Genomic DNA, 16,446 nt, shown 5'->3' on the forward strand with positions numbered 1-16,446 from the left:
CAGGAAATCAGCTTTCTGTTTTGGTATTACTCGTTTTTCCAGGGGGTATCACAATGCCTTTAAAGTAATTCATGGCTTGTTTCAGCAAGAGATCATCTTCAGAGCCAAACTCGATAGGCGCTTTATTTTTCTTGTCTTTATTCTTTTTCTCTTTTTTCTCGCTAGCAGGTTTTGGTTCTGCTTTATTGGATTCCAGAGCCGATTTTTTCTCTGTTTTTTTGCCATTGGAGAGATGGCGGTTCAAATCCGCTTCGCGGAGCCGTTGCTCATCGTTATTTCCCGTTTCATCGAGAATGTCAGGCGTGATGCCTTGTGCCTGAATGGATTGTCCGTTAGGTGTGTAGTATCTGGCTGTTGTAAGTTTTATTGCCGTATTGTTCCCAAGCGGCAATATGGTTTGGACGGATCCTTTACCAAAAGTTTGCGAACCCATAACAATGGATCTTTTATGATCTTGCAAGGCGCCAGCAACGATTTCTGAGGCCGATGCGGATCCGCCATTTACAAGAGTAATCATCGGAACCGTTTTTACTTCTGCCGGGAGTCCTTTTAAGTAATCTTCGTCAGGTCCTCGCAAATAGTACTCAGGGTTAGCATGCAATTTCATTTTTGCATCGGCACTGCGTCCTTCCGTATATACAACTAGGGAGTTTTCCGGCAGGAAAGCCGCGGAGACAGCGACAGCGCCATTCAATAATCCTCCAGGGTCGTTACGAAGATCGAGTATTAATCCTTTCATACTGCCACTGTTCTCAGCAAAAAGCGTTTTGATGGCTGTAGCAAGATTTTCACCGGTTTGTTCTTGAAACTGTGTGATGCGGATATAAGCATACCCTGGTTCAATCATTTTTGATTTGACACTCTGTATCTTGATGATGTCCCGAACCAGATTAAAGACCAGCGGCTCTGATTCGCCTTCACGAACAATCGTAATTTTGATGGATGTTTTGGGTTTGCCTCGCATCAACTTGATCGCTTCATTGAGAGACATGCCTTTCACGACAGTATCGTCAAGCTTTACGATTAAATCTCCGGTCTTAATACCAGCCCGGAATGCTGGTGTGTCTTCAATGGGAGAGATAACCTTGACGACCCCGTCTTCCATCGTAACTTGGATGCCCAAACCACCAAACTCGCCTTGAGTGCCGATTTGCAGTTCCTTGTATTCGTCTTTATCGAGATAAGAAGAATGAGGGTCAAGTCCAACCAGCATGCCGTTAATGGCTTCGGTGATCAGTTTTTTGTCTTCGACAGTTTCTACATAGTCGCTCTTTATTCGTCCAAATACTTGAGCGAATGTTCGTAGCTCCTCGATCGGCAACGGGTGAATTGCTTCGAAATTATCTTTCTTGGCGATAGCGGAAAAATTCAAACTTAGCATCATTCCAGCGATTACGCCGATCAGAATTAAACTAGTTTTTTTGATTATGTTACTCATTATGCTATCTCCGCACTGATCAAATTTATGTAAAAAAAACATCGAACTCATTCTATTTTGATCCACGTCAATGGGTCAAACGGCTTACCTTTATGACGAAGTTCAAAATATAGACCTGAATCTGGATTACCACCGCTATTTCCAACAGTTGCTATCGTATCTCCGCCCCGAATCGTATCACCGATTCTTTTTTGGAGTGTTGCATTATTGCCATAAAGACTCATATAGCCGTTGCCATGATCCAAAATGATCAAATGACCGAAGCCTCGAAGCCAGTCCGCGAAAACAACCTTTCCTTCTGAGATCGCTTTGACATCACTGCCATCCGGTGATCGGATAAATAAACCTTTCCAAGTTAATTGCTTGTTTGCGCGCTGACTGCCAAAAGTATTTTGTATCGTCCCTCGTACCGGTAAATTTAATTTACCTTTAAGTGCTGAGAAAAGCACATTATTGGTTGTGACAGCATCGGGTAATTTATTATTAATTAATTTATTTTCAGGTTGTTTCTGGACAATTAGTTTGTTGATTTCTTTAACTAAACGACTAAGGCGTTTTTCATCATTACTCAGTTTATTTATTTCTTGCTGCTGTTTCGAAATTTGATCTGTTAACTGCGCAACTAAGACTTGATGCTTATTTTTTTCTTGTTCAAGCTTTTTTCTTTGACTGAAGTACTCTGTTTGAATGGCTGTAATTTCGTCTTTCTTTTGACGGCTAATATGAATTAGAGTTTCAATTTTTTCTTGATTGATTTGAAGATTATTCAGGATTTCTGAGCGAGCTTGTGATACTTGATTGTAGTAATATAAATTTCGTGCAAATTGATTGGGATCTTGCTGGTACAGAGCCAGCTTGAGATAAGTTTGATGTCCACTAATATATTGTTGGTAAAGCAGTTTCTCTAACTGATCCTGTTCGGTATCGATATCGTTTTTGATAAGCTTGTACTGTGATTGTAATTGTTTGTAGCTATCGGTGGCTTGCCGGTCTTCTTCAAGTAGTTTTTGCAATCTCTGTGTGATATTTCTGATGGCACGCTCGGTTTCTTGCAGAGCATTCGATGCGCCTTGCCGGATGGTTTCCTTCTTGTTTAATTCTTTTTGTAATGTTTGAATGCGTTCTCGCAACAGTTTCAGGTTTTCATGGTTTTCGGGAAAAATGGATGTCGGATAAGATAATATGAGTACTAAAAGAAATTGCAAGAATTGTTGCCGTTGAATGCTAAATTTGCGATCCGCATTGATTCTCGATGAGAAGCTGCTATATAGAAGATTTCCATTCGTCATCGGGAATCCGATCTGCGCTTTATACGGTTGATCTTCCCTGGTTGGCAACGGTTTGCATTGCTTCGTTAACAGCTGTCAAATCTCCCAAATAATAGTTCCTGATTGGTTTTAAATCGTCATCCAGTTCGTAAACCAATGGGATGCCCGTAGGAATATTGCAATTAAGAATTTCTTCGTCCGAGATATTGTCCAGATATTTCACCAATGCCCTAAGTGAATTTCCATGTGCTGCAATGATAATGCTTTTTCCGGATTGAACTTGTGGCGCGATAATGGAGTTCCAGTAAGGCAAGAATCTTGCGACTGTGTCGCTGAGGCATTCCGTCAACGGAATATCCTCTGGTGCTAAACCTTTATATCGAGGATCGTTACCCGCGTAGCGCTCATCATCAACACTCAAAGCTGGTGGTCTAACATCGTAACTCCTTCGCCAGATCAGAACCTGCTCATCGCCATATTCTGCCGCAGTTTCGGCCTTGTTGAGACCTTGAAGTGCGCCGTAATGGCGTTCGTTCAATCGCCAAGTATGCTGGATCGGGGTCCACATCTGATCCATTTCATCCAATACAATCCATAAGGTACGGATGGCGCGTTTAAGAACGGATGTATAAGCAAGGTCGAATATGAAGCCTTGCTCACGCAGAAGCCGCCCGGCTTCTTGAGCTTCTTTCATGCCTTGTGATGTTAGATCGACATCTGTCCAGCCAGTGAAACGATTTTCTTTATTCCAGGTGCTTTCTCCATGCCTCAGGAGAACGATTTTTTTCATATTGATCTTTATTAATAGGGGGTGCGTGACTGTTGCGAGATATAAAAGCAATAGTATTTTATTATATTTTCGGCTGTAAACACAGTATCCGACTGATTCTTTTGTGTGAAAATTTTTTTCGGTAAACAAGATTCGTTGCGTACCTGATCGCCGGGAATCTCAGATTGATATCAAATCTTGTATAAATAAGTATATGGAAGAGAAAAAATGTTATTCGTTTTTGCGGTGCAATTCGTAAAAAGAAGAGGGGTACGAATCGGTCCTGTTTCTGTTAAAATCGTCAATTTAATGAGTTATAGCAGGCTATATGGAATTATCAATATTTCAAGACCATTTTTTATTAAGATTGGAAAATTTGTTTTTTGTAATAGCTGCGGTTGTCAGTGCTATATTGTTACTTATTCCGATGATCACGCAGGGCGGAATTAAGGAAATTGATGCACGTGAGGCCGTACGGTTGATCAATTATAAAGATGCACTGATACTAGATGTTCGGGATGATAGTGAATATCTGGCAGGTCATATACCGCATGCAAAACATGTACCATCGCAGAAGATGGCTGAGCGCTGGATCGAATTGGAAAAGTATAAAGATAAGCCCATTGTTGTAATTTACCCTGGTGGCGTTCGGTCTAATAACCCCAGTCTTGTTCTGAAAAAGAATGGTTTTACTCAGATTGTTAATTTAATGGGTGGTATTGATGCGTGGAAGCGTGCAGGGTTGCCGATGGTTAAAAGGTAAGTGGATTTATGCCTAAAATAATTATGTACACCACTGGGTTTTGCCCTTATTGCAAAATGGCAGAAAACTTGTTGCGTTCGAGAGGCGTGCAAGAAATTGAGAAAATTCGCATTGATCTTGAGCCCGATCAACGCGGTGAGATGATGAATAAAACCGGTCGCCGTACAGTTCCACAGATCTATATCGGTGATATTCACGTGGGCGGTTATGACGATTTGACACAACTTGACCGGAAAGGTGAATTGGCTGGGTTGCTGGCAACATGAAAATTGTTTTGCATTTATTCGTATTAGCAAATTGCGAATAACTTCTATTAATTTTTGACTTTAGGATATTTTGAAGATGAGTGAGCAACAGCAACCGGTTTTTGTTATAGAAAAGATTTATGTGAAAGATCTGTCTTTAGAGATTCCCAATGCACCCAATATATTTCTGGAAAGAGAAACGCCTGAAATTAATTTGCAGCTTGGCACCAAAAGCCAAGGTATTGATGTAGGGCTCTATGAAGTGTTGTTGACAGTAACGGTGACCGCTAAAATCAAAGACAAGATAATGTTTCTGGTGGAAGCACAGCAATCCGGGATTTTCAGGATTCGCAATATTCCAAATGATGAAATAGATCCTGTGTTGGGAATTGGATGTCCGAATATTCTTTTTCCGTATTTACGTGAAGTGGTATCGGACATCGTAACTCGCGCTGGATTTCCCCCTGTGATTTTAAATCCGGTCAATTTTGAAGCAATCTATCAGCAAAAGAAAACCGAAGCAAAAGCAAGTTCAAATTAGTGCGGAATTGCAATAGGTTAAATGTCAATTAAATCAGTAAAGATTATTACTAGATGAGAGATAAAGTAGCAGCATCGTTGTTTTGTGGTTTGTTATTTTTGCCAATTGCAGCCGAAGCTGAAATGGCATTTTTCTCAATCGCGGAGAAATCCGCTGTAATGTATGATGCTCCTTCACTGAAAGCCGACAAACTCTATGTAGCAGACCGATATCTACCGGTCGAGGTGGTTGTTGATGTTGAAGGCTGGGCGAAAGTCCGTGACAGTAGCGGAAGTCTCGCGTGGATTGAAAAGAAGTTCTTAAATCAACAGCGTTATGTGATTGTTACGGTTCCTCTTGCAAATGTTCATCGCTTAGCTGATGCAAATTCTGAGTTGCTATTCCAGGCGGAGGAAAACATGGTCATGGAATGGTTGGAATCTGATGCGCTGGGGTGGGTAAAAGTGCGTCATATCGATGGTCAAACTGGTTATGTAAAAGTTACTCAGGTTTGGGGTTCATGAGAATAGCGGTATTGGGTGCGGGTGCATGGGGATCTGCACTTGCCATCTGTCTCTCAAACCGCCATTCCATTTGTATGTGGACTAAAGATCCGACTCATGCGTTTGAGATGAAAACGCAACGCATTAATCAAAGATTCTTTCCCGGTTATTCATTTCCCGAAACAATAGAAATAACATCAGTACTCAGCGAAGCACTGGATTGCGCGCACCTTACTATAATTGTTGTGCCAGTTGCAGGCTTACGCGAGACTTTACGAGCTATTGCGGCTAATAATGTCAGTATGCCGGTTGTTTGGGGGTGTAAAGGATTTGAGTCAGAAACTTGTTACTTGCCTCATCAAATAGTAAAGGAAGAAACCACATTGTGGCCTAATTGCGGTGTTTTATCAGGGCCAAGTTTTGCTGAAGAAGTGGCACAAGGTCTTCCTACCGCTTTGACTCTGGCTTCCAATGATAGTGATTTTTCTAGCAAGGTTGCCGCTGAGCTGCACAGCTCGAGATTGCGCATCTATACAAGTCAAGATGTAGTTGGCGTTGAAACAGGGGGGGCGGTCAAGAATGTAATTACAATAGCTGTCGGGATTTCTGATGGCATAGGATTTGGACATAATGCGCGCGCTGCATTGATTACGCGTGGGTTGATGGAAATGACTCGATTGGGATTGAGTCTGGGAGGGAAGGCCGAAACCTTCATGGGATTGGCCGGTGTTGGCGATTTGATACTCACAAGTACGGGTGATTTGTCTCGGAACCGGCAAGTAGGGTTGTTGCTTGCATCAGGAAAAACGCTGCAGGATATTCTGAATGAATTGGGACATGTTGCTGAAGGGGTGCATACGGCGCAGTCGGTATTGGAACTTGGTAATCGATTGGGTATTGAAATGCCGATCACCGATGCGGTGTGCGGCATATTGCAAGGCCGTCTCTCGGCTCGCGCTGCGGTTGAAGTATTGCTAAATCGAGAACAAAAATCAGAAGTTTATTAACTCTGATGAAATTTTAAGGCTCTTGTTCAGTTATTTTCTATAATTATATGTTCTGGCAGGACTTTAATGTTTTTTTGGAAAGATGGCTGCATTTGGGTTTGTTGTATGAACTGGCAAAACACTTATGGAAAACCTCAATTTGCTTGACCAGGGGCTAACAGCTTGATATAAGAGCGACTGCAGTACTTGCTTGTGAATTAATTACCATTAACTTAGAAGGGGAATTATATGAACAAATCCGAACTCATTGAAGCTATCGCAAAATCGGCTAAAATATCCAAAGCCTCCGCAGGCAGCGCATTGGATGGGGCATTAACTGCAATAAAGGGCGCGCTCAAAAAGAACGAAAGTGTCACATTGGTCGGATTTGGGACTTTTAAAGTAGGTACTAGGGCCGCTCGTACAGGCCGTAATCCACGCACAGGCGCTGCTATAAAAATTAAAGCTGCAAAAGTTCCTAAATTCAGTGCTGGCAAAGCACTCAAAGATGCAGTAAACTAGCGGACTTTCTGATCGGGTGCTTAGCTCAGCTGGTAGAGCGTCGCCCTTACAAGGCGAATGTCGGCGGTTCGATCCCGTCAGCACCCACCAGCCCATTTACTGGTTTGAGGAGTGGTAGTTCAGTTGGTTAGAATACCGGCCTGTCACGCCGGGGGTCGCGGGTTCGAGCCCCGTCCACTCCGCCAAATCTTTTTCCGGGTTTTGATATCTTCTTTCGTATTTTACACTCTCACAGGTTTTAATTGTGTTTGACTTAGTTAACCGTAAAAAGCGGGTTGTGCAAGTTATTTTAGGCTTGGCAGTGTTGCCCTTTTTGTTTTGGGGAGTGGAATCTTACCGGGACGGAAGTGAAGGTTTTGTCGCGACAGTAGAAGGAGAAGAGATTTCTCGGCGTGAATATGAGCAAGCATTGCGCGATCATCATGAAAGAATGAGAGCTATGCTTGGCGCGAATTTTGATAGCGCGATGCTCGATACTTTTGAAGTTAAAAACTCAGTGTTGGAGAGACTGATTCAACAGCGCCTACTTCAACATGAAGCAATGAACAATGGTTTTACCGTTCTTGATTCTCAGCTTGTCAAAACAATTCGTGAAGTACCTGCTTTTCAACGGGATAATAAATTTTCGAAGCAACAATATGAAGATCTGCTGCGTGCTCAAGGACTAACGCCGGTAATATTCGAATCGCGTGTACGTCAAGAATTGTTGTTGCAACAATTGTTGGATGGTTATAGCGAAATTGTATTTGCACCCAAAACGGTGGTTGAAAAAGTTCGCTATTTAAGCGAAGTGCAACGGGAAATCAGCCAATCAAGAATTGCACCAGAACAGTTTTTACCGGCTATGACCCCGGAAGATACGGAAGTAGATAATTACTATGAGCAGCATCAAGCTGATTTCACTTTGCCTGAGCGCGCAAAGATCGAATACTTGGTATTGTCGTTGGACGCAGTGGCAAAAAACGAAACTGTGAGTGAAGATGCGATTTACAATTTCTTTCAGGAGCATCAGGAAGAATTCATTCAGCCAGAAGAACGGAAAGCAAGTCACATTTTGATCAGTGTTGCTGCAGATGTGCCTGATGATGAAAGGCAAGCGGTAATTGCGAAAGCCGAAAAAGTTCTAGAACAAGTGAAACAGGATCCTGATCAATTTGCAGAAATCGCAAAGGAACATTCGGATGACCCTGGCTCCGCAACACAAGGCGGGGATCTTGGATATTTTGGCCGAGGCGTGATGGTGAAATCTTTCGAAGACAAGATTTTTTCGATGCAACCCAATGAAATCAGCGATCTGGTGGAAACCGATTTCGGTTTTCACATAATTAAGCTGACCGATATCAAGCAAGAAATTCGCCCCAGTCTCGCGGATGTGCGAGAACAGATTGAAAAGAAACTGAAGCTCGAAGCAGTCAGTAATGTGTTTGGAGAGATCGCGGAAGATTTCAGCAATATGGTGTACGAGCAAGGCGAAAGTCTGCAACTTGCAGCAGAGAAATTTGAATTAACTATTCAGCAAAGCGATTGGATCACAAGAAATTCGGCTCAACCGTCAATTCTCTCGAATGAGAGATTACTATCAGCCGTGTTCTCTGAAGATAGTGTTGCCAATCATCGTAATACCGAAGCGATTGAAGTTCAACCGGATACTTTTGTGGCTGCTCGGATAGTTGAATATAAGCCTGCAACGAAACAATCGCTGGAGTTAGTTAAAGACCAGATCGTTGAGAAACTCAAGAAACAAATGGCGGAAAAAAAAGCGATTGAAGAAGGTCAGGCCATGCTTGCGCGTTTACAACGCGGGGAAGGTCAGGGCGATGTAACTTGGACCGAGCCACAGTTAATTTCTTATATGCAATCACGCGGATTGGATGTTGAAACGATGCGGGTAATTTCTCGGACGGAGACCAGAGATTTTCCTGCATATACCGGAGCAATTGATCCAAAAGGCGGTTTTAATTTAATACGAATTAGCAAAGTCGTAGTACCCGATCTAGAAGAAAAAGATAAAGATAAGTCCGAGATTTTCACAAAACAGCTACAGCAAATGATTGCGCAAGAAGAAATGGCGTCTTATCTAACAGCAATCAGGAAGCGATACGATGTGAAAATCAAGCAAGATAGCTTCTAGTCATTTCTTATGATTTTTTTTGCGCAGACTCTACTCGTCGAACAGATTGAAGGCGACTGTGTTAAAACCAGCATCAACGTAAGTTATCTCACCCGTAATACCACTCGCTAAATCACTGCATAAGAAAGCGGCTACATTTCCGACTTCATCAGTGGTTACATTACGGCGAAGCGGCGAAACCTTTTCCGTGTAACCCAACAGCTTGCCGAAGTTTCCGATACCGGCTGCCGCCAGGGTTTTGATCGGTCCGGCAGAAATTGCATTGACTCGTATTCCTTTGGGACCCAAGCTCGAAGCCATAAAGCGCACATTGGCTTCCAGGCTCGCTTTGGCTAAACCCATTACGTTATAGTTCGGCATAACCCGGACAGCGCCCAGGTAACTCAATGTCAAAAGCGCACCATTCCGCCCTTGCATTAAAGGCAAGGCGGCTTTGGCAAGCGCGGAAAAGCTGTAGGCGCTGATATCATGAGCGATCTGAAAAGCTTCCCGGTTAATGCTCTCGAGAAAGTCTCCGGTTAAAGCTTCGCGCGGTGCAAAGGCGATCGAGTGGATAATGCAATCCAGACTGTCCCAGTGTTTATTAAGACTTTTAAAACAATCAGTGATTTCCGCATCACTGGTGACATTACAAGGAAATAATAAATCGCTATCAAATTCACCGGCTAATTTCTCGACTCTGTCACGAATCTCTTCGCCTTGGTACGTGAAAGCAAGCACCGCACCCTCGCGCTTCATGGCTTTTGCAATGCCGTAGGCGATCGATCGGTTACTGAGAAGTCCGGTGATGAGGACACGTTTATTCGTGAGAAATCCCATGAGTTTTCCTTGTAAAATGGATTAAGTTGATCAATTATAGCGTAAGGGTAGTTATGGGGGAATTCCGCCGGGTAGGAGAGTCATAGATCTTGAATGCGATGCTATTGAAAAGTTTTTACAATTTGAAGCATTTAACAATGACGAAGGCACTTATTCCGATCTGTTGGTTGGTTGTGTTGTCATCTCTTTTAACTGCTTGCGGTGAACAAAATTGGAATAACCCTTATGCAGCAGAGGATGCTGATAAAAACATACTTTATACTGTTTTTACCGAACGCCCTAAACATCTGGATCCGGTGCAATCCTACAGTTCTAATGAAATTCAATTTACTGCGCAGATTTACGAACCGCCTTTACAGTACCATTATTTGAAGAGGCCTTTCGAGCTGATCACTGCAACAGCTGCTGAAATGCCGATCGTAACATTCTATGATGAAACAGGGCAGCTTTTATCGGCAGATGTATCTGCTGATAAAATTGCTTACAGCATTTATGAGATATCGATCAAGCCGGGAATTTATTATCAACCACATCCTGCTTTTGCAAGAAGCTCGAGTGGAGATTTTTTATATCACAGATTGAATCAGAAAGAGTTGGCTTCGATATTCAAGCTATCCGATTTTCCGCAGACCAGCACACGGGAATTGATAGCAGAAGATTATGTTTATCAGATCAAGCGGTTGGCCCATCCGAAATTGCACTCACCCATCTATGAGCTGATGGCGGATTACATCGCAGAATTAAGAAATTATGCTGAAGAATTAAAGCAAGTGGTTCAAAATCACCCATCAAAGGATACATTTCTGGATCTTAAAGAATATCCATTGGGGGGTGTGCAGATAGTTGACAAGTATACTTATCGAGTAAAAATTAAAGGCCAATATCCGCAATTTATCTATTGGTTAGCGATGCCGTTTTTTGCACCAATTCCTTGGGAAGCCGATCAGTTTTTTTCGCAAAGCGGTCTGATTCAGAAAAACATTACACTGGATTGGTATCCGATCGGAACCGGGCCTTATATGCTCACCGAAAACAATCCTAATCTGAGAATGGTGCTGGAAAGGAATCCAAATTTTCGAGATGAATACTATCCAACGGAAGGAATGCCCGAAGATGAGGAACAGGGATTGTTAGCGGATGCGGGTAAGAAATTGCCTTTTATCGATAAAATTGTTTTCACTCGAGAAAGAGAAAATATTCCCCGATGGAATAAATTCTTACAAGGATATTATGATGCGAGCGGGATTGGCTCTGATAGTTTTGATCAAGCTGTTCAATTGGTTAGCCAGGGTGAAGCGACCGTTACGGACGCAATGACGGAACAAGGGATCCGGCTGGAAACGACAGTTGCAGTGTCGACCTACTATATGGGGTTTAATATGCTTGACCCGATAGTGGGAGGTAAAGGTAAAGAAGGAAGTGAAAACGCGAGGAAGCTTCGGCAAGCGATTTCGATCGCAGTTGATTATGAAGAATTTATTTCAATTTTTGCGAATGGTCGTGGTATCCCTGCGCACAGTCCGATATCACCTGGCATTGCTGGGTATCGCGAAGGAAAAGAAGGGATAAATACCATCGTTTATGATTGGATGAGAGATCAGCCGCGGCGTAAATCAATAGAAGTCGCGAAAACATTGCTTGCTGAAGCCGGCTATCCGAACGGAATCGATCAAAAAACTGGCGCGCCGCTAATTCTGTATTTTGATGTAACCGCGAGGAGTTCTGAAGACCGATCAAAGCTCGATTGGATGCGTAAGCAATTCCAAAAATTAAACATTCAATTGGTTATTAGAAGTACTGACTACAATCGTTTCCAAGACAAAATCCGCAAGGGGAATGCGCAGATTTTTGAATGGGGATGGAATGCCGATTATCCGGATCCCGAGAATTTTTTGTTTTTGTTATACGGCCCCCAAAGCAAAGTGGCGAATAGCGGAGAGAACGCTGCCAACTATAGTAACTCTGAGTATGATTTTTTATTTGAGCGGATGAAAAATTTAGAGAATGGGATTCATCGGCAGCAAATAATTGATCGAATGGTTGAGATATTACGTTATGATGCGCCTTGGCTGTGGGGCTATCACCCTAAAGATTATGGCTTATATCATTCTTGGTATCAGAATGTTAAGCCCAACAGATTATCTAATAATAATTATAAGTATTTTAAAATTGATGCAAAACAAAGAGTACAGAAGCAAAGTGAATGGAATGATCCTGTATTGTGGCCAATAGTGCTTGTTTTTGCGGTAATTGTTATTGGTCTTTTTCCGGCGGTGACAGCATTCCGGCACCGGGAGCGTAGTATTGGTGTCCGTTCGCTATCATCTTAGTTGTTAATGATTAGCCCTCTTTAACAATGTTTAATTACATCATTCGTCGCATCATCTATGCTGTTCCGATTCTCATTGGCGTCAATCTGATTACCTTTTCCCTTTTTTTTGTAGTCAATACGCCTGATGATATGGCACGCATGCAATTGGGTATTAAATATGTTACGCCCGAAGCAATTGAGAAATGGAAAAAAGAGCGGGGCTATGATAAGCCGTTGCTTCTGAATAGTGACGAAGCGGGATTGCAGAAATTTACACAGACAATTTTTTTCGAGAAATCACTTGCAATGTTTGTTTTTGATTTTGGAAGAGCCGATGATGGAAGGGATATCGCGCGCGAGATCAAGTCGCGGATGATTCCTAGTCTTGCTATTGCGTTACCCGTATTTATTCTTGGATTATTTGTTTACATCTCTACTGCGCTAATCATGGTCTTTTTTCGTGCAACGAATATCGATTTCTGGGGAGTAATATTGTGTGTAGCATTGATGTCTATTTCCAGTCTTTTTTACATCATCGTTGGACAGTTTCTAGTGAGTAAGGTCTGGCACTGGGTGCCGATATCAGGCTTCGGAAGTGGACTTGATGCAATTAAGTTTTTGTTGCTTCCGGTCATCATCGGGATCATTAGCAGTGCGGGATCGCATATTCGTTGGTATCGGACAGTTTTTCTTGAAGAAATGAATAAGGAATATGTTCGTACTGCAAGAGCTAAAGGTCTGTCAGAACGCCTTGTTTTATTCAGACATGTCTTGAGAAATGCATTAATTCCAATTTTAACAGGTGCGGTAGTAGTGATTCCTTTGCTATTTTTGGGCAGCTTGCTGGTCGAATCTTTCTTTGGCATTCCAGGTCTCGGGAGTTATACCATTGATGCAATTAATTCCCAAGATTTCGCGATAGTCAGGGCAATGGTTTTTTTAGGGTCGATTTTATACATCACTGGTTTGGTATTGACCGACATTTCATACACGCTTGTTGATCCGAGAATCCGTTTAGCATAGGAAATGCTATAAGTTCAAGAAATTTATTGTTTATGTTACTAGAGTGCTGCTCTAAAGCTATATGATAAAATAACCCCCGTTTTTTATTGGCAGGTTGCTGAAAAACTATCCGTATTGTCGCTGCAATGTTAAAAAAGTTAGGAATGCCTATATTATTGGGTATAAATTGGGTTCTGTGCCTTTTTTGCTTGGATCTGCTGTCTCGAAACATTTTTCAGCGGCTTGTTTAAAGCAATTGTAATATCTGCACAGAACTTAATTGACTTATGGCCTCAATCTATTCATAATTGCCGATTTCTTTTGGAGGGGTTCCCGAGCGGTCAAAGGGATCAGACTGTAAATCTGACGGCTCTGCCTTCGAAGGTTCGAATCCTTCCCCCTCCACCAAGTTATGAAAGCATTTTGAGGATGATCTGGACTTGTATCTGTGTGGTCTTTTAGGATAAACCTCAAAGAGTAAATAGTTGTAGTATGCGGGTGTAGCTCAATGGTAGAGCAGAAGCCTTCCAAGCTTACGACGAGGGTTCGATTCCCTTCACCCGCTCCAGTTGATGTTGTGGGTTAGATGGTTGTGATTGTAAATGCTTGCCCATGTAGCTCAGTGGTAGAGCACTCCCTTGGTAAGGGAGAGGTCGCCAGTTCAATTCTGGCCATGGGCTCCATAGGTCGTATTATGGATTGATATGGTTTAAGCACGCAAAGGGGGAACATAATGGCAAAGAGTAAATTTGAGCGGTCGAAGCCACATGTGAATGTGGGGACGATAGGGCATGTGGATCATGGTAAGACGACGCTGACGGCGGCAATAACGACGATATTGACGAAAAAATTTGGTGGAGAAGCGAAGAGCTATGATCAAATTGATTCGGCACCGGAGGAACGGGCGCGAGGCATTACTATCAACACTGCGCACGTGGAATACGAAACCGCCAAGCGCCATTATGCGCATGTTGACTGTCCTGGGCATGCGGATTATGTGAAGAACATGATAACGGGTGCGGCGCAGATGGACGGAGCGATTCTGGTTGTTTCTGCTGCGGATGGACCGATGCCCCAAACGCGCGAGCACATTCTGTTGGCCCGTCAGGTAGGTGTTCCTTATATCATTGTATACATGAACAAAGCCGATATGGTCGATGATAAGGAATTGATCGAACTGGTGGAAATGGAAATCCGAGAACTGTTATCCAAATACGAATTTCCTGGGGATGATACACCCATAATAATAGGATCGGCCTTAAAAGCATTGGAGGGGGACCAGAGTGAAATTGGCGAGCCATCCATTTTGAGACTGGCGGAAGCGCTGGATAGTTATATACCGCAACCGGAGCGCGCGATTGATGGTGCATTTATCATGCCGGTGGAAGATGTTTTCTCGATATCAGGCCGTGGAACTGTTGTGACCGGAAGGGTAGAGAGAGGGATCATCAAGGTAGGTGAAGAGATAGAGATAGTCGGGTTGAAACCGACGCTAAAGACGGTATGTACGGGTGTGGAAATGTTCCGCAAGCTATTGGACCAGGGGCAAGCCGGGGATAATGTCGGGATATTGTTGCGTGGAACAAAGCGGGAAGAAGTGGAGCGTGGCCAAGTATTGGCGAAGCCTGGCAGCATATCGCCGCATACAAAATTCACAGCTGAGATTTATGTGCTGAGTAAAGAGGAAGGTGGGAGGCATACCCCATTTTTTCCAGGCTATCGTCCGCAGTTTTATTTTAGAACCACGGATGTGACGGGAGCGATTGAATTGCCGGCGGGTACGGAGATGGTGATGCCCGGTGATAATGTCTCAGTGACGGTTAATTTGATAGCGCCAATTGCGATGGAAGATGGGCTGCGATTTGCGATACGTGAAGGCGGCAGAACAGTGGGCGCCGGTGTCGTCGCCAAAATTATTGAGTGATTCTAAAAATATTTAGCAGGAATAATGCTGTTTCGTCAGATATTTAGCATTGTAAAAGAGTTTCAAAGGTATAGGCCAGTAGCTCAATTGGCAGAGCGTCGGTCTCCAAAACCGAAGGTTGGGGGTTCGATGCCCTCCTGGCCTGCCATACAATGAAATAGCATAAGTGCACAAATCAAAGCGGTTGTATTAATGTGTGATAACAATTGATAGGTTGTAGTGGTTTTGATAATTAAAATTCGCTTGATAAAAGTTTTGTTTTTGGATTGGCATGATCAAGTCTAAAGAATTAAGTCCGAAGGGTTAATTGTTGTGATAAATAAATTAAAGCTTGCGCTTGCAATCATTTTTATTTTGGTGGGTATTGCAGGTTTCATTTATATGAATGAAAGTGCGATGGTTATCCGTGTTTTGTCCATTCTAATAGGTTTGATTCTTGCTGTGATCACTGCGCGATTTACAACCCAGGGTCAGGATTTTTTTGTGTTTTGCAGAGAATCCATTGAAGAAACCAGAAAAGTTGTTTGGCCAAGCAGAAAAGAAACGTTTCAAACATCAGGTGTGGTTTTTGCGTTTGTTATAGCGATGGCTTTATTTTTATGGCTCATAGATGCTGCATTAATGTCTCTTGTGAAGCTGATGATGAATCAAGACGTCTGATTTTTTCTCAGAGGAAAGAATGAGTAAGAAATGGTATGTAGTTCACGCTTATTCGGGGTATGAGAAAAGTGTGCAGCGGGCATTGAAAGATCGAATTGATCGAGCGGGCATGCAGGATAAGTTTGGTCAAATCTTGGTGCCGGTAGAAGAAGTCATTGAAATGAAAAGTGGTCAAAAAAATATTAGTGAACGAAAATTTTTTCCTGGCTATGTTCTGGTTGAAATGGAAATGTCCGATGATACATGGCATTTAGTAAAAAATACTGACAAAGTAACAGGGTTTGTTGGCGGTTCGGCGATGAAACCGACACCAATCAGTCAAAAAGAAGTTGATAGCATTTTGCATCAGATTCAAGAGGGAGTTGAGAAGCCTAAGCCAAAGATATTATTCGAAATCGGTGAAGCGGTGCGCGTAAAAGATGGTCCCTTCACAGATTTTCACGGCAATGTAGAGGATGTCAATTATGACAAAAGTAAGTTGCGTGTATCTGTTTCAATTTTTGGCCGCCCAACACCAGTAGAGTTAGACTTCAATCAAGTAGAAAAAACCTGATTTATCGACTCTTCGAAAGTTTAAAAAAACGT

The 16,446-nt window shown here is 42.7% G+C and carries 16 protein-coding genes and 6 tRNA genes; 18 read left to right on the forward strand and 4 right to left on the reverse strand.

What is annotated here, in order from left to right; all coding sequences use genetic code 11:
- Window positions 1-7: 7 nt before the first annotated feature.
- Genes RBH92_RS01395 through gpmA form a run of 3 tightly spaced genes read right to left on the reverse strand, consistent with a single transcriptional unit; the run spans window position 8 to window position 3,496 of the window.
- Entirely contained in the window at window positions 8-1,438 is a 1,431-nt protein-coding gene (locus RBH92_RS01395; protein WP_307932949.1) for a S41 family peptidase, read from the reverse strand.
- Between the two features lie 47 nt (window positions 1,439-1,485).
- Entirely contained in the window at window positions 1,486-2,727 is a 1,242-nt protein-coding gene (locus tag RBH92_RS01400; RefSeq protein WP_307932950.1) for a murein hydrolase activator EnvC family protein, read from the reverse strand.
- Window positions 2,728-2,746: 19 nt separating this feature from the next.
- Entirely contained in the window at window positions 2,747-3,496 is a 750-nt protein-coding gene (gene gpmA, locus RBH92_RS01405) for a 2,3-diphosphoglycerate-dependent phosphoglycerate mutase (protein ID WP_307932951.1), read from the reverse strand.
- Between the two features lie 307 nt (window positions 3,497-3,803).
- On the opposite strand from gpmA, the gene RBH92_RS01410 reads away from it, so the two are divergent.
- From RBH92_RS01410 to RBH92_RS01450, 9 genes are all read left to right on the forward strand, one after another.
- Entirely contained in the window at window positions 3,804-4,238 is a 435-nt protein-coding gene (locus tag RBH92_RS01410; protein ID WP_307932952.1) for a rhodanese-like domain-containing protein, read from the forward strand.
- Window positions 4,239-4,246: 8 nt separating this feature from the next.
- Complete coding sequence (grxC, locus tag RBH92_RS01415; RefSeq protein WP_292925556.1) at window positions 4,247-4,504, forward strand: glutaredoxin 3; 258 nt, start codon at window positions 4,247-4,249, stop codon at window positions 4,502-4,504.
- Window positions 4,505-4,580: 76 nt separating this feature from the next.
- Window positions 4,581-5,024, forward strand: coding sequence for a protein-export chaperone SecB (secB, locus tag RBH92_RS01420; RefSeq protein WP_292925555.1), 444 nt, complete (start codon window positions 4,581-4,583; stop codon window positions 5,022-5,024).
- 53 nt (window positions 5,025-5,077) lie between these two features.
- The gene (locus tag RBH92_RS01425) at window positions 5,078-5,527 is read left to right on the forward strand and encodes an SH3 domain-containing protein (protein ID WP_307932953.1); all 450 of its coding nucleotides are present in this window, start codon (window positions 5,078-5,080) and stop codon (window positions 5,525-5,527) included.
- A complete protein-coding gene (locus tag RBH92_RS01430; protein WP_307933907.1) occupies window positions 5,524-6,513 on the forward strand; it encodes an NAD(P)H-dependent glycerol-3-phosphate dehydrogenase in 990 nt (329 codons plus the stop codon). Before RBH92_RS01425 ends, RBH92_RS01430 begins: the two co-directional genes overlap by 4 nt.
- 228 nt (window positions 6,514-6,741) lie before the next feature.
- Complete coding sequence (locus tag RBH92_RS01435; RefSeq protein ID WP_013648000.1) at window positions 6,742-7,014, forward strand: HU family DNA-binding protein; 273 nt, start codon at window positions 6,742-6,744, stop codon at window positions 7,012-7,014.
- A 14-nt stretch (window positions 7,015-7,028) separates the two neighbouring features.
- Window positions 7,029-7,104: transfer RNA gene (locus RBH92_RS01440), tRNA-Val, on the forward strand.
- A gap of 18 nt (window positions 7,105-7,122) precedes the next feature.
- A tRNA-Asp gene (locus tag RBH92_RS01445) sits at window positions 7,123-7,199 on the forward strand.
- A 59-nt stretch (window positions 7,200-7,258) separates the two neighbouring features.
- The gene (locus RBH92_RS01450; RefSeq protein ID WP_307932954.1) at window positions 7,259-9,145 is read left to right on the forward strand and encodes a SurA N-terminal domain-containing protein; all 1,887 of its coding nucleotides are present in this window, start codon (window positions 7,259-7,261) and stop codon (window positions 9,143-9,145) included.
- 30 nt (window positions 9,146-9,175) lie between these two features.
- On the opposite strand, the gene fabI is transcribed toward RBH92_RS01450, so the two are convergent.
- Entirely contained in the window at window positions 9,176-9,964 is a 789-nt protein-coding gene (gene fabI, locus RBH92_RS01455; RefSeq protein ID WP_307932955.1) for an enoyl-ACP reductase FabI, read from the reverse strand.
- A gap of 137 nt (window positions 9,965-10,101) precedes the next feature.
- On the opposite strand from fabI, the gene RBH92_RS01460 reads away from it, so the two are divergent.
- The 9 genes from RBH92_RS01460 to nusG all read left to right on the forward strand — a co-directional run bounded on the left by RBH92_RS01460 (window position 10,102) and on the right by nusG (window position 16,414).
- Window positions 10,102-12,294, forward strand: a complete 2,193-nt coding sequence (locus tag RBH92_RS01460) for an ABC transporter substrate-binding protein (protein WP_307933908.1) — start codon at window positions 10,102-10,104, stop codon at window positions 12,292-12,294.
- A gap of 26 nt (window positions 12,295-12,320) precedes the next feature.
- Window positions 12,321-13,298 (forward strand): ABC transporter permease, encoded by a 978-nt coding sequence (locus RBH92_RS01465; RefSeq protein WP_307932956.1) that lies wholly within the window; start codon window positions 12,321-12,323, stop codon window positions 13,296-13,298.
- A gap of 302 nt (window positions 13,299-13,600) precedes the next feature.
- Window positions 13,601-13,685: transfer RNA gene (locus tag RBH92_RS01470), tRNA-Tyr, on the forward strand.
- A gap of 86 nt (window positions 13,686-13,771) precedes the next feature.
- Window positions 13,772-13,845 (forward strand) — tRNA-Gly (locus RBH92_RS01475).
- Window positions 13,846-13,885: 40 nt separating this feature from the next.
- Window positions 13,886-13,960, forward strand: a tRNA-Thr gene (locus RBH92_RS01480).
- A 50-nt stretch (window positions 13,961-14,010) separates the two neighbouring features.
- Window positions 14,011-15,201: an elongation factor Tu gene (gene tuf / locus RBH92_RS01485; RefSeq protein ID WP_307932204.1), complete on the forward strand. Its 1,191-nt coding sequence runs from the start codon at window positions 14,011-14,013 to the stop codon at window positions 15,199-15,201.
- 72 nt (window positions 15,202-15,273) lie between these two features.
- A tRNA-Trp gene (locus RBH92_RS01490) sits at window positions 15,274-15,349 on the forward strand.
- Window positions 15,350-15,513: 164 nt separating this feature from the next.
- Complete coding sequence (gene secE / locus RBH92_RS01495) at window positions 15,514-15,861, forward strand: preprotein translocase subunit SecE (protein WP_307932957.1); 348 nt, start codon at window positions 15,514-15,516, stop codon at window positions 15,859-15,861.
- A 19-nt stretch (window positions 15,862-15,880) separates the two neighbouring features.
- Entirely contained in the window at window positions 15,881-16,414 is a 534-nt protein-coding gene (gene nusG, locus RBH92_RS01500) for a transcription termination/antitermination protein NusG (RefSeq protein ID WP_292924955.1), read from the forward strand.
- Window positions 16,415-16,446 lie beyond the last annotated feature (32 nt).

Origin of the sequence: Nitrosomonas sp. sh817 (assembly GCF_030908545.1) — a bacterium.
In the GTDB taxonomy this organism is placed as follows: domain Bacteria; phylum Pseudomonadota; class Gammaproteobacteria; order Burkholderiales; family Nitrosomonadaceae; genus Nitrosomonas.

Excerpts from the sequence above, each read along its gene's own strand:
- RBH92_RS01395 (WP_307932949.1), bottom strand. The coding sequence starts at position 1,438 with ATGAGTAACATAATCAAAAAAACTAGTTTAATTCTGATCGGCGTAATC.
- RBH92_RS01400 (WP_307932950.1), bottom strand. The coding sequence starts at position 2,727 with ATGACGAATGGAAATCTTCTATATAGCAGCTTCTCATCGAGAATCAAT.
- gpmA (WP_307932951.1), bottom strand. The coding sequence starts at position 3,496 with ATGAAAAAAATCGTTCTCCTGAGGCATGGAGAAAGCACCTGGAATAAA.
- RBH92_RS01410 (WP_307932952.1), top strand. The coding sequence starts at position 3,804 with ATGGAATTATCAATATTTCAAGACCATTTTTTATTAAGATTGGAAAAT.
- grxC (WP_292925556.1), top strand. The coding sequence starts at position 4,247 with ATGCCTAAAATAATTATGTACACCACTGGGTTTTGCCCTTATTGCAAA.
- secB (WP_292925555.1), top strand. The coding sequence starts at position 4,581 with ATGAGTGAGCAACAGCAACCGGTTTTTGTTATAGAAAAGATTTATGTG.
- RBH92_RS01425 (WP_307932953.1), top strand. The coding sequence starts at position 5,078 with ATGAGAGATAAAGTAGCAGCATCGTTGTTTTGTGGTTTGTTATTTTTG.
- RBH92_RS01430 (WP_307933907.1), top strand. The coding sequence starts at position 5,524 with ATGAGAATAGCGGTATTGGGTGCGGGTGCATGGGGATCTGCACTTGCC.
- RBH92_RS01435 (WP_013648000.1), top strand. The coding sequence starts at position 6,742 with ATGAACAAATCCGAACTCATTGAAGCTATCGCAAAATCGGCTAAAATA.
- fabI (WP_307932955.1), bottom strand. The coding sequence starts at position 9,964 with ATGGGATTTCTCACGAATAAACGTGTCCTCATCACCGGACTTCTCAGT.
- RBH92_RS01460 (WP_307933908.1), top strand. The coding sequence starts at position 10,102 with ATGACGAAGGCACTTATTCCGATCTGTTGGTTGGTTGTGTTGTCATCT.
- RBH92_RS01465 (WP_307932956.1), top strand. The coding sequence starts at position 12,321 with ATGTTTAATTACATCATTCGTCGCATCATCTATGCTGTTCCGATTCTC.
- tuf (WP_307932204.1), top strand. The coding sequence starts at position 14,011 with ATGGCAAAGAGTAAATTTGAGCGGTCGAAGCCACATGTGAATGTGGGG.
- nusG (WP_292924955.1), top strand. The coding sequence starts at position 15,881 with ATGAGTAAGAAATGGTATGTAGTTCACGCTTATTCGGGGTATGAGAAA.